Annotated in this window: 11 protein-coding genes; 4 read left to right on the top strand and 7 right to left on the bottom strand. The window is 57.2% G+C overall.

All coding sequences use genetic code 11. The annotated features are described in order from the left end of the window. Positions 1-106: 106 nt before the first annotated feature. Positions 107-874, bottom strand: a complete 768-nt coding sequence (locus tag BBB56_RS20445; RefSeq protein ID WP_123802764.1) for an amino acid ABC transporter ATP-binding protein — start codon at positions 872-874, stop codon at positions 107-109. Next, positions 875-1525: an amino acid ABC transporter permease gene (locus BBB56_RS20440; protein WP_123802763.1), complete on the bottom strand. Its 651-nt coding sequence runs from the start codon at positions 1523-1525 to the stop codon at positions 875-877. Between the two features lie 335 nt (positions 1526-1860). On the opposite strand from BBB56_RS20440, the gene BBB56_RS20435 reads away from it, so the two are divergent. From BBB56_RS20435 to BBB56_RS20425, 3 genes are read left to right on the top strand one after another with little or no spacing between them, the layout of a single operon-like run. Further along, on the top strand, positions 1861-2580 hold the full coding sequence (locus BBB56_RS20435) for an ABC transporter substrate-binding protein (protein WP_370661871.1): 720 nt from the start codon (positions 1861-1863) through the stop codon (positions 2578-2580). 46 nt (positions 2581-2626) lie between these two features. Beyond that, a complete protein-coding gene (locus BBB56_RS20430; protein ID WP_123802761.1) occupies positions 2627-3232 on the top strand; it encodes a cupin domain-containing protein in 606 nt (201 codons plus the stop codon). A 27-nt stretch (positions 3233-3259) separates the two neighbouring features. After that, positions 3260-4588: an NAD(P)/FAD-dependent oxidoreductase gene (locus tag BBB56_RS20425; RefSeq protein ID WP_123802760.1), complete on the top strand. Its 1329-nt coding sequence runs from the start codon at positions 3260-3262 to the stop codon at positions 4586-4588. Positions 4589-4620: 32 nt separating this feature from the next. On the opposite strand, the gene betA is transcribed toward BBB56_RS20425, so the two are convergent. From betA to betI, 3 genes are read right to left on the bottom strand one after another with little or no spacing between them, the layout of a single operon-like run. Further along, complete coding sequence (gene betA, locus BBB56_RS20420) at positions 4621-6300, bottom strand: choline dehydrogenase (protein ID WP_123802759.1); 1680 nt, start codon at positions 6298-6300, stop codon at positions 4621-4623. A 27-nt stretch (positions 6301-6327) separates the two neighbouring features. Beyond that, positions 6328-7800 carry a betaine-aldehyde dehydrogenase gene (betB, locus tag BBB56_RS20415; protein WP_123802758.1) on the bottom strand — a complete coding sequence of 491 codons (1473 nt, stop codon included), beginning with the start codon at positions 7798-7800 and terminating at the stop codon, positions 6328-6330. 13 nt (positions 7801-7813) lie between these two features. Then, positions 7814-8410: a transcriptional regulator BetI gene (gene betI, locus BBB56_RS20410; RefSeq protein WP_123802757.1), complete on the bottom strand. Its 597-nt coding sequence runs from the start codon at positions 8408-8410 to the stop codon at positions 7814-7816. A 234-nt stretch (positions 8411-8644) separates the two neighbouring features. Here betI and BBB56_RS20405 point away from each other — a divergent pair, with 234 nt between their 5' ends. Continuing rightward, positions 8645-10672 carry a choline transporter gene (locus tag BBB56_RS20405; protein ID WP_123802756.1) on the top strand — a complete coding sequence of 676 codons (2028 nt, stop codon included), beginning with the start codon at positions 8645-8647 and terminating at the stop codon, positions 10670-10672. Positions 10673-10709: 37 nt separating this feature from the next. On the opposite strand, the gene BBB56_RS20400 is transcribed toward BBB56_RS20405, so the two are convergent. Then, complete coding sequence (locus BBB56_RS20400) at positions 10710-11291, bottom strand: DJ-1/PfpI family protein (protein ID WP_123802755.1); 582 nt, start codon at positions 11289-11291, stop codon at positions 10710-10712. Positions 11292-11579: 288 nt separating this feature from the next. Then, entirely contained in the window at positions 11580-12530 is a 951-nt protein-coding gene (locus tag BBB56_RS20395; RefSeq protein WP_123802754.1) for a glycoside hydrolase family 43 protein, read from the bottom strand. Positions 12531-12828 lie beyond the last annotated feature (298 nt).

Here is a 12828-nt window from a genome sequence, read left to right as displayed (position 1 = left end):
GCAAGCGGTAGATGGGTAAAGGCTGTCTAACATCCTGAGATTAAAGGTTCTGCGTGCCCGCGCTTGCGGCGCGTCGGGTTTTAACCAACGCGTCACAAAAGCGTCGCTAAACTGCCTCCCGACAGCGGGCGCAGGTGGCGACGTCGCTTCTGCCCAGCACGCGGCGCAGAAAGTCCTGCGTGCGGGCTTCCTGCGGATGCAGCAGAAGTTGCTGCGCCGGACCCTGTTCGACAATCTGCCCGCTGTGCAAAAAGCAGACGCGATCGGCTACTTCACGGGCGAACTGCATTTCGTGAGTGACGACAATCATCGTCATCCCTTCACGCGCCAGGGTGCGCATCACCTGGAGCACTTCTCCCACCAGTTCCGGATCAAGCGCTGAGGTCGGCTCGTCGAAGAGTATCGCCCTGGGCTGAAGCGCCAGCGTGCGTGCGATGGCCACGCGCTGCTGCTGTCCGCCGGAAAGCTGGGTTGGCCAGGCATTGATCTTATCCGCCAGTCCTACCAGCTCCAGCAGCGATTTAGCGCGCTTTTCCGCTTCCGCGCGCGATTCGCCGTTAACATGGATGGGACCTTCCATCACGTTTTCCAGCACGCTGCGGTGTGGAAACAGATTAAAGCGCTGGAATACCATGCCAATCTGGCGGCGCAGATCGTTGATGCTTTTGTGGCGACTGTTCACGCGTTGACCCAGCACGCGAATGTCGCCGCCTTCATAGGTCTCAAGGCCGTTAATACAGCGCAGGATAGTGGATTTACCAGAACCAGAGGGACCGATAAGACAAACCACTTCGCCGGCGCTGACGGTGAAGCTCACGCCTTTCAACACTTCCACCCGGCCAAATTTTTTATGCACCTCATTGATTTCGATCATTCAGGCTCCTTTAATCTGGCGTTTTTCCAGCCGCCTGGTCATCGCCATCAGCGGCATACACAACAGCAGGTAGAGCACCGCCACCAGCGTATAGACCGTAGTGTTATCAAAGGTCGAGGCCGCGATCAGCTGGCCCTGTCGGGTCATCTCCGTGACGGCGATAGTTGAGGCCAGCGCGGAATCTTTGAGCATCATCACCAGCGTATTGCTGTAAGGCGGCAGCGCAACGTGAAACGCCTGAGGCAGAATCACGCGGCGCATCGCTTTGCCCAGCCCCATGCCCATCGAGCGCGCCGCTTCAAGCTGGCCGCGATCGACGGATTCAATGCCTGCACGAAATATTTCCGCGATATAGGTAGAAAAACAAAAGGCAATGCCAATGACGCTGGCCTGAAAAGAGGTCAGGGTAATTCCAATATCCGGGAAGACAAAGTAGATATAAAACAGCACCACTATCATGGGCAGGCCGCGCGTAATATTAATAATTGCCGCCACCGGCCAGGAAATAATTTTCCACGGACACATCTTTGCCGCCGCAAATATCAGTCCCAGCGGCGTACTGATCACCAGCGATATTAGCGTGATGGCGATCGTCATTTCGGCCCCTTTAAGTAAAAAGGGCAGGTAGGTATGAATGCTGCTCCAGTCCATCTTAAGCTCCTGATCGTTCAGCACAACGCATGTCGGGGCTATCGTGTTTCATTATAATGAATATCTTTGTTCGCTAAGCGCTGTCAATAAATACCCCTGCAAGCGAGATAGCAATTACTTATTACCCGCATAAGCATCAGCTATAGATGGGCGTCGTGGTTAAAGCAACGCCTTTTCCAGCATTCTGTGAGGTGCGACATTTTCATAAAATAAAACGTTGACAGCGGCAGCATTAATTTCATTATAGTGAATAAGACGTCCGCCCTTTTCCGATGAACCAGGAGTGAGTTATGTCTGCTGTCCGCCGCAAGCTTTTTCTTAGTTTATGTGTAGCAATGAGTATTGCCGCCACGGTTAGCATGGATGCGCAGGCCGCTGCGCTGACGGCGGGTTCACCGCCTTCCAGCGCGCCCACCACCTTTCTGAATACCCAGAGCGGTAAAATCGAGGGCTTTATGCCCGAAGTCGCGGCCGAGGTGGCGAAACGCCAGCATCTTGACGTGGATTTCACCGCCGTGCCTTTTTCCACGCTGATTCAGTCGGTTATCGCCGGCAAGATCGATATGATCGTCGCCGGTATGACGCCTACCCCTGAACGAGCGAAACGTATCGGTTTCTCGCAGCCGGTCACGGCCTTTGGCGCAGGGCTGGTGGTGCGTGACGATAACAGCAAAAAATATGATTCCTGGCAGGATCTTAAAGGCGAAATCGTCGGCACCATGGCCGGGACGGATTACACGCAAAGCCTGATGCAAAGCGGTATCGCTAAAGAGGTAAAGGTATATGACAGCCCGGCGGATATGACTCGGGATCTCTCGCTGGGCCGCATTGCGGCCGGCATGAACGATTACCCCATTCTGAAAGCCCAGGCAAAAGCGGGCGGGCTGAAAGGGATGCACGTGGTGGAAGGCTATAAGCCGGAACATGTCTCTCCTATGGCGTTTGGCGTGAAAAAAGGCAATGACAAGCTGCTGGCGGAAATTGACAGCGCCCTGACCGCCATGAAGCAGGACGGCTCGTTGCAAGCCATTAAAGATAAATGGGGTATGCCCTGATTGATCGCCACGGTAAACAGGCGCGACGGCAAAGGAAAAGCACAAGATGAAAAATGCATCGCAAAACAGGGCGGAAGAGGGTGCCGCCGAAACGGACATCGGGTCGCGACTGAAAACGCTGCGTAAGGCGCGTCATCTCACTATCAACGAACTGGCGCTGCTGGCGAACGTCTCAGCGGGCGCTATCAGCCAGATAGAACGCAACCTGACCAATCCCACCGTACGGGTGCTGGAGCAGTTGCGTCTGGTGCTGAAGGTGCCGCTGTCCGCGTTTCTGGAAGAGCGCGAGATGACGCCAGGCGGCGCGGAACACTATGTGCGCCGCTGCGAAGCAAGGCCGCACTTCAATGTCGGCAAGCGCGGCATCGCCAAAGAGATGCTGTCGCCTTCAGGCGATCATGACATGCAGTTTATGGTGATCCATATTCCGCCGGGCGTGCGTTCTGACGAGATGCTGCTCGGCAAGGGCGAGAAAGCGGGACTTGTTCTGTCAGGCGAGCTGACGCTGGAGATCAATGGCGACACCGCGCGTCTGATGACCGGCGACAGCTTTCAGTTCAGGAGCCATCTGCCGCACAACATTTTCAACCATACGGATAGCGACGCCAGAGTATTGTGGATCATGCATGTTCCGCCGGAACAGCATCTCTGAACGCGCTGAAGCAAAAAAGGTTATTATATGCGCATAAAAATCAATGCTGTCCCTGACAGCCCGGCGTTTCCTGAGCAGGTTGATGTGATTGTGATTGGCGGCGGCATTATCGGCACCTCCGTCACCTATGAGCTGGCGAAGCAGGGCGTTTCGGTGGCGCTGTTCGAGAAAGGCGTCATTGGCGGCGAGCAGTCGGGGCGTAACTGGGGCTGGGTCAGACAGCAGAACCGCGACATCTATGAGCTGCCGCTGGCGATGCGCAGCCTGCAACGCTGGGAAGAGCTGAGTAGTGAAATTGGCAGCGATCTCGGCTTTCGCCGCAGCGGCATTCTCTACGGCACGCACAGCGAGGCGGACGTGGCGCGCTGGGAAACCTGGGGTAAGCAGGCGAAACAGATCGGTTTCGTCAGCCACCTGCTGTCGGCGCAAGAAGTGCATAAACGGCTGGGCGATAGCGCGCAGTGGGTAGGCGGTATCTGGTCGCCGACCGACGGACGAGCGGAGCCGTCGCTGGCTGCGCCCGCGATCGCCGCTGGCGCGCAAAAGCTCGGCGCATCCATTCATCAGCGCTGCGCAGTGCGCGGGCTGGATGTCAGCGCCGGTCGGGTTTCTGGCGTCTGGACTGAGCGCGGTCGCGTGCGCGCCAGCCAGGTGATCTGCTGCGGCGGCGCGTGGAGTTCGCGTTTTTGTAAGCAGTATGGCATTGAGCTGCCCAGCGCCAATATTCTCGGCACCGCGTTTAAAACCACGGTCGCGCCGGAGGTGATTCAGGGCTGCCTGAGTATGCCGGAGCTTTGCATCCGTCGCCGCCTGGACGGAAGTTACACGGTTGCCGTTCCCGGACGAGGCCAGCTCGATCTGGCTCCCCAGAATATCCGCTATGCAGCAAAGTTTTATCCGATGTACCGCAGCAAAATCGCCAAAAAGCTCAAGCTTCGCCTCAACGGCTCATTCTTTAACGGACCAGAGGCCGCAGGCGGCTGGTCAAACCATGCGGTTTCGCCCTTTGAGAAAATTCGCGTGCTCGATCCCAAACCGGATCGGCAGATTCTGGATGAGGCGCTGCGCACGCTGGTGAAGGCGTTCCCGGCGCTTGAGGGGATTAAAATCGATCACGCCTGGGGCGGCTGGATTGATACGACGCCCGATCTGGTGCCGGTCATCGATGAGATGCAAAGCGTGCCGGGTCTGTTTATCGCGTCTGGCTTTAGCGGCCACGGTTTCGGTATTGGTCCCGGTGCAGGGCTGCTGTGCGCGCAGTTAATCACCCGCCAGCAGCCGTTTACCGATATTACGCCTTACCGGCTGGACCGCTTCGCTAAAGGCAATGCGATTCGTGAGCCGCAGATGATGTAATAAAAAGCCCGCCTGAGCGGGCTTTTTACTTATCAGGCGCGTTGCGCTTTGCCGCGCACCGGGGTATCGCCCGCCACAAAGTAGGGCGCGGTTGACGCCGGCAGCGGCTGACGGCCACGGATATTGTCGGCGATTTTCTCGCCGATCATAATGGTGGTCGCGTTCAGGTTGCCCGTAATAATCAGCGGCATGATCGACGCGTCTACCACGCGCAGTCCCTGCATGCCGTGAACGCGGCCTTCCGCATCCACGACCGCCATCTCATCGCTGCCCATTTTACAGGTGCCGCACGGATGGTAAGCGGTTTCCGCATGGTTACGCACAAACTCGTCCAGCTGTTCGTCGGTTTCACACTCTACGCCAGGGCTGATCTCACGGCCGCGATACTTATCCAGCGCCGGCTGGTTGATAATATCGCGTGTGATCCGGATAGCGTCGCGGAACTCATGCCAGTCCTGCTCGCTGGCCATATAGTTGAACAGAATGGCCGGATGACGGCGCGGATCGCGCGACTTGATGCGCACATGGCCGCGGCTCGGCGAGCGCATGGAGCCGACGTGACACTGGAAACCGTGCGCGTTAACCGCGTTCGAACCGTTGTAGTTAATCGCCACCGGCAGAAAGTGATACTGAATGTTAGGCCAGGCAAACTCTTCACGGCTGCGGATAAAGCCGCCCGCTTCAAAGTGGTTGCTGGCGCCGATGCCGGTGCCGTTAAACATCCACTCCGCGCCGATTTTCGGCTGATTCCACCATTTCAGGGCAGGGTAGAGCGAAACCGGCTCTTTACATTCATATTGCAGGTACATTTCCAGATGGTCCTGCAAATTCTCGCCGACGCCGGGCAGATCGTGCACCACGGGGATGTCGAAGGATTTCAGCAGACTGGCCGCGCCCACGCCGGATCGTTGCAGAATCTGCGGCGAGGCGATAGCGCCCGCGCACAGCAGCACTTCGCGACGCGCATGCACTTTGTGCTGCGTGTTGCTGGAGCCGAGCAGGTACTGTACGCCAACGGCGCGTTTACCGTCGAACAGAATGCGATCGGTGGTGGCATGCGTCACGATTTTCAGGTTAGGGCGGTTTTTCGCCTGGTCTAGGTAGCCGCGCGCGGTACTGGAGCGGCGTCCCTGCGGCGTCACGGTACGGTCCATGGGGCCGAAGCCCTCTTGCTGATAGCCGTTGAGATCGTCAGTGCGCGGATAGCCTGCCTGCACGCCGGCTTCAATCATGGCGGCGAACAGCGGATTATTATCAGCCTTAGGCGTTGCGACGCAGACCGGGCCTTCACCGCCGTGGTAGTCGTTGGGTCCGATGTCGCGCGTTTCGGCTTTGCGATAGTAGGGCAGGCAGTTGAGATAGCGCCAGGATTCCAGCCCCGGAGCCTCGGCCCAGCCGTCCAGATCCATCGCGTTGGCGCGGATGTAGCACATGCCGTTGATCAGCGATGATCCGCCCAGCCCCTTGCCGCGGCCACACTCCATGCGGCGGTTATTCATATGGGGTTCCGGCTCGGTTTCATACGCCCAGTTATAACGTTTTCCCTGCAAAGGATAGGCCAGCGCCGCAGGCATCTGCGTGCGAAAATCCATACGGTAATCAGGACCGCCCGCTTCCAGCAGCAGAACATTGACGTCGCTGTCTTCGGTAAGACGGGTGGCCAAAACGTTCCCTGCGGATCCGGCTCCGATAATGATGTAATCAAATTCCATTAGTCGCTCCTCAGGTTTATTCATTAATTAAAATACCGACTGAAAACGGTCCAGCTCGACCTGCACCGATTTCACCTGGGTGTAGTTTTGCAGCGTCATCAGGCCGTTTTCGCGACCGATGCCGGAGTGCTTGTAGCCGCCGACCGGCATTTCCGCCGCCGACTCGCCCCAGGTATTAATCCAGCAAATCCCGGCTTCAATCTGATGGATCACGCGGTGCGCGCGATTCAGATCCTGCGTCACCACGCCTGCCGCCAGTCCATACTCCGTCGCGTTAGCGCGGCGCACGACCTCGTCTTCGCTTTCGTAGGTCAGGATCGACATCACCGGGCCAAAAATCTCCTCGCGCACGATGGTCATCTCATCCCGGCAGTCGGTAAATACTGTAGGTTCAACCCAGGCGCCTTTGTCGAATCCCGCGCCCTGCATCCGTTTGCCGCCGCACAGCAGGCGCGCGCCTTCCGCTACGCCGGTATCGATATAGCGCATCACGTTATCGCGGTGACTAAAGCTCACCAGCGGTCCGAAGTTGGTCTGCGGATCGTTCAGGTCGCCTGCGCGGATGCGGCCGACGCGCGCCAGGATTTTTTCCTCAAACGCCGCTTTATGGGTCGCCGGGATAAACACGCGCGTGCCGTTAGTACAGACCTGACCGGAGCTGTAGAAATTCGCCATCATGGCGATGTCAGCGGCCAGATCGAGATCGGCGTCGTCAAAGATGATCAGCGGCGACTTACCGCCCAGCTCCATCGTCACCTCTTTCAGCGTCGAACCCGCCGCGTTGGCCATCACTTTCTTGCCGCTGGCGACGCCGCCGGTGAAGGAGACTTTATCGATGCCCGGATGTTCGGTAAGCAGCTGGCCGGTAACCGCGCCGCTGCCCGGCAGAACGTTAAAGACGCCGTCCGGCACTCCGGCTTCGCTGTAAATTTCCGCCAGCCTGAGCGCGGAGAGCGGGGTGACTTCGCTCGGCTTAAAGATCATGGCGTTGCCTGCCGCCAGCGCCGGCGCGGATTTCCACAGCGCAATCTGAATCGGGTAGTTCCATGCCCCGATGCCTGCGACCACGCCAAGCGGTTCGCGGCGCGTATACACAAATGAGGTGTCGCGCAGCGGGATCTGCTGGCCTTCCAGCGAGGGGATTAAGCCTGCATAGTATTCCAGCACGTCTGCGCCAGTAACGATGTCTACGCTGGCGGTCTCGCTCAGCGGCTTGCCGGTATCCAGGGTTTCCAGCGCGGCCAGTTCATCATTACGCTCACGCAGGATATCGACGGCGCGACGCAGGATGCGCGAGCGCTGCATGGCAGTCATCGCTGCCCAGATCTTCTGACCTTTACGCGCGGCGGCAACGGCGCGATCAACGTCTTCACGCCCGGCCTCATGCACTTTTGCCAGCACCTCGCCGTTGGCCGGGTTCACGGTTTCAAAGGTGTCGCCAGCGGCCGAAGGGAGATAAGCGCCATCAATGTAGAGGTGTTGCTCTGCGAATCGGGACATGGTTCCTCCTTTATCAGGGATTCGTGTTGCCAGCTAACTGCTGGCGGATGTATTGCGTGGTAAGCGTGCGGGCGATGTGCAGGTCGAAAGGCTTGCCGCCCAGCGCGGCGCGCAGCCAGAGGCCATCTATCAGCGCCGCCAGCCCGTAGGCGGCCATTCGCGCCGCCTCGCGCGGCAGTTCGCGGCGAAACTCCGCAGCCAGCGAGGAGAACAGCCGACTACTGCTGACGCGCTCCAGCCGGTTAAGCTGAGGCTGGTGCATGCTGCTGGACCAGAAATCAAGCCAGGCCTTCATGGCCGCCTTATGGACCTGAGTTTCGTCAAAGTTGCCTTCGACGATGGCGCAGAGTCGCGCCTCGGTGCTGGCAGACGCCAGCGGCTTCAGCCTGACGGCGACCGCTTCGCGTAGCTGCCGCGTAACGTCGCGCATGGTGGCTTCAAGTAATCCATTTTTGTCTTTGAAGTAATGGCTGATAATGCCGGTCGAGACCCCGGCGCGCCGCGCAATCTGCGCGATAGTGGCATCGTTAATGCCCACGTCGTTAATGGTGCTCAGGGTCGCATCAATCAGCTGCCGACGTCGTATCGGCTGCATTCCCACCTTTGGCATAACAAGCGCTCCGCCCATAAACAATGCCACTATTAGAACTTTTATTGATTGAACGTTCAATATAAAAAAGAAACTTGTTAGGATGTTGTGCCTTGATTGTTGCAGAGCGCAGCGTGCAGGATACCCGTGGGCCGCTACGCTTTACCCTCAGGAGGAGGAGAGCAAACATTCGACCATCGCACGTGAAATTTAATATAAGTCTTTGAATTATTTTATTAAAACCAGAGGTAATTGATGACTAATCCACCTGCAAGTGAAAAAGACAGAATCAATCCTGTGGTGTTTTACACCTCAGCTGGACTGATTCTGACGTTTTCACTGGTGACGATTCTCTATAGCGAGCTGGCTGCCGCCTGGATTCAGACGGCGGTGAACTGGGTTTCGTCAACATTTGGCTGGTATTACATGCTTGCCGCCACGCTCTATATCGTCTTCGTACTCTTTATGGCCTGCTCGCGCTTTGGCGCTATCAAGCTCGGCCCGGAGCAGTCGAAGCCGGAGTTTAGTTTGCTTAGCTGGTCCGCCATGCTGTTCGCTGCCGGCATCGGCATCGACCTGATGTTCTTCTCGGTGGCCGAGCCGGTAACGCAGTATATGCAGCCGCCGGAAGGCGCAGGACAGACCTTAGAAGCGGCGCGACAGGCGATGGTCTGGACGCTGTTCCACTACGGTCTGACCGGCTGGTCGATGTATGCGCTGATGGGCATTGCGCTGGGCTACTTCAGCTACCGCTATAACTTGCCGCTGACCATTCGCTCCGCGCTTTATCCCATTTTTGGCAAGCGCATCAACGGTCCGATCGGTCATACCGTAGATATTGCCGCGGTGGTCGGCACCATTTTTGGTATCGCCACCACGCTGGGCATCGGCGTGGTGCAGCTTAACTACGGGCTGAAGGTTCTGTTCGATATTCCGGAAGGACTGGGCGCGCAGACCGCGCTGATCGTGCTGTCGGTGGTGATCGCCACCATCTCGGTCACCTCCGGCGTCGACAAAGGCATTCGTATTCTGTCTGAGCTGAATGTCGCGCTGGCGCTGGGTCTGATTTTGTTTGTGCTCTTTTTTGGCAAAACCGATTTTCTGCTTAACGCGCTGGTGCTTAACGTCGGCGATTACATCAATCGCTTTATGGGTATGACGCTTAATACCTTCGCCTTTGACCGCCCGACGCAGTGGATGAACAGCTGGACCCTGTTCTTCTGGGCCTGGTGGGTCGCCTGGTCGCCATTTGTTGGCCTGTTCCTGGCGCGTATCTCCCGTGGCCGCACCATCCGCGAGTTCGTGCTGGGCACGCTGATTATTCCCTTTACCTTCACGCTGCTGTGGCTGTCGGTGTTCGGCAACGCCGCGCTCTATGAGATCCTGCACGGCAATGCCGGTTTCGCCCATGAGGTTATGGCCCATGCGGAACGCGGCTTTTATCTGCTGCTGGAACAGTATCCCGCCTTTAAGCTGAGCGCTTCAGTGGCCACCATTACCGGTATGCTGTTCTACGTCACCTCGGCGGACTCCGGCTCGCTGGTGCTTGGCAACTTCACGTCAAAACTGAAAGACATTAACAGCGATGCGCCTAACTGGCTGCGTATCTTCTGGTCTGTGGCCATTGGGGTGCTGACGCTGGGTATGCTGATGACCAACGGGATTTCCGCGTTGCAGAACGCGACGGTGATTATGGGGCTGCCGTTCAGCTTCGTGATCTTCTTTATTATGGCGGGGCTGTATAAGTCCCTGAAGGTTGAAGACTACCGTCGCGCCAGCGCCAGCCGCGATACCGCGCCCTATCTGGCAGCCAGCAACGATCGTCTGAGCTGGAAAAAACGTCTGTCACGCCTGATGAACTATCCGGGCACGCGCTATACCCAACAGATGATGGATACGGTGATCTTTCCGGCTATGCAGGAGGTCGCGAAAGAGCTGGAGCTACGCGGGGGCGGCGTTACGCTGGAGCGCCTGGAAACCGAGGAAAGCGCGCTAGGCTATATCGATCTGCGCGTGCATCTGGGCGAGGAGCAGGACTTTGTCTATCAGGTCTGGCCGCAGCAGTATTCGGTGCCTGGCTTTACCTATCGCGCTCGCAGCGGGAAGTCCACCTATTACCGCCTGGAGACCTTCCTGCTGGAGGGCAGCCAGGGTAATGACTTAATGGATTACAGCAAAGAGCAGGTCATTATCGATATTCTCGATCAGTATGAGCGTCACCTGAACTTTATCCATCTGCATCGCGAAGCGCCGGGGAGTAATATTACTTTCCCCAGCGTTTAACCTCTCCGTAAGGCCAGCCATGCTGGCCTTACTTTTTTCACTGCGGGCGAGCGCTGCGCCAGCGGTCATAATAGATGTGTTCCGCCTGAAAATCCGCCGCCCCCGCGTTACCGGTCAGCCGCAGCGCGAGCTGAAAGGCAAAATCGAAGGCGACGCCCAGTCCTCTGCCGCTAAGCAGATTGCCATCTTCGACCACATCCGCCATCACATACTCACCGTCGCTGTAATGCATCCACAACTCGCCAGAGCAGGTGTAGCGGCGACCTTTCAGCAGCTGATTTCCCGCCAGCACGCGCGCGGCGGCAGAACAGACGGGAGCAATAATTTTGCCCGCTTCGTCGTGGCGGCGGATAAACGCGCTGACCGCCGGGCTGGCAGCCAGATTCATGGTGCCCTCCGGTCCGCCGGGAATAATCACCGCGTCAAACAGTGCGGAGGAGTGCTCCTCAAGCAGCGCATCCGCCAGCGTCACCACGCCGTGATAGCTAATCACCTGATTCTGAGGATGGCAGGCAATGGTGGTAACCACCACGCCCAGACGGCTGAGAATATCCAGCGTAATAAAGGCTTCAGCTTCTTCGAAACCAGGCGCCAGCAACAGCGCGGCTTTCTTTGACATGTTCTCTCCTTGCATCTGTCAGTAGGGACTCAGGCTTTTCTGTGAAATTAAAACAGCGTTTCATTTATACACTCACAGGCAGCCCGTTGACAATGCGGCACTGAACAGTGCTCTGTTTTTCACTGCGAGAAGAGAAGCAGAAAAGGGCGCGTCGGGTTGAATCAGAACCCGGCGCGGAAAAATGCCCGCAGCCTTTGTGAATGCCTGTCCTGATGCAGAAGTAAGGTTGTCAGGTGACAGATTGACAGTGGCGAAACGGTCGGGCGCTTAGTCAGGCGAAGGAGCTGATTAGTGATTTTCCGCTTTCGGCTGCCCAAAATCAGGCATCCCGTCCTCTCTCCACGAGAAGTATTTAAGTCGGGTATGACGACTGGGATCGTATTTAGCATCGCCCGCCATTCCGGCATGATTGCGCGTATGGTAAATCAGCACGTCACGCCCCTGACCGTCTGCGGTAAAACAGCTGTGGCCAGGACCAAACTGCTGATTTTCAACGTTGGTGCTCAGCACCGCATGATCGACTTTCATCCAGTTCTCAGCTTTAAGCGGATCGGCATCTTTATCCGCCCACAGCAGTCCCATCGCGTAGTGTTCATCCGTTACGGCAGCCGAATAGGCGACAAAAAAGCGATCATCGTGAAACAGCGTCGTCGGCGCTTCATTGACGCCGGTGCCGCCGCCTTTTTCCCATGCTAATTCTGGCCGACTGAGCAGCAATGGCTCGCCTTTAAGGGTCCAGGGCTCGCTCAACTCGGCCATCAGGAGACAGGTATTGCCCTCAATGTCGGGTATTTGCTGCGCCCACAGGTAAAAATGCCTGCCCTGGTGAAAGCAGTAGGTGCCGTCAAGAGAGAAGGTGTCCAGTGGGGTGGCGATTTGATGGCATTCGCGCCAGGGATCGGTGAGCGGATTATCGCCATCACAGATCAGAGCGAACATACGATGCTGAAACAGGTCATTGACCATTTCGCGCGACGGCGCAGCGGAAAAGTAGATGACCCAGCGATCGCCAACGCGGTGCATTTCAGGCGCCCAGATTAACTCGCTACAGGGTCCGCTGTCGGGCTTGCGCCAGACGACAATGGGCGTCGCTTTACGCAATCCCAGTAAGGTGCTGGCGCTGCGCAATTCCAGACAGTCATAGTCAGGCACCGAACCCATAAAATAGTAGCGCTGCTCATGCAGCAAAATAAAAGGGTCGGCGCGTTCTTTAATAAAAGGATTAGGCCAGTTTTTCATGTTCCCTCCAAAGCCGTTGACGGCTTTATCTGACGTGCTGGAGCGAACAGGAAACGTGACTCCGCACGACATCAGCAATGATTGCCTGATATGCAAAAAGTATTGAGCAGGAACGGACGCCTCACAACCGGCGCGGCCGGCGCGATAGCCTTACTGAGTGACGGATGGCATACTGGCAGGCAAAGACCCATCTTACTGGATGGCTGACTGAAGTGCGCATAATCATGATTATGTTAAATGAAAGATCTGCCGCGTATTTGCGAGACGCCCCGACTTGTTCCCTGCTTCCTCTTTCCCC

The organism is Candidatus Pantoea deserta (assembly GCF_003813865.1).
GTDB classification, from domain to species: domain Bacteria; phylum Pseudomonadota; class Gammaproteobacteria; order Enterobacterales; family Enterobacteriaceae; genus Pantoea; species Pantoea deserta.
This window is presented reverse-complemented; position numbering and strand designations above follow the sequence as displayed.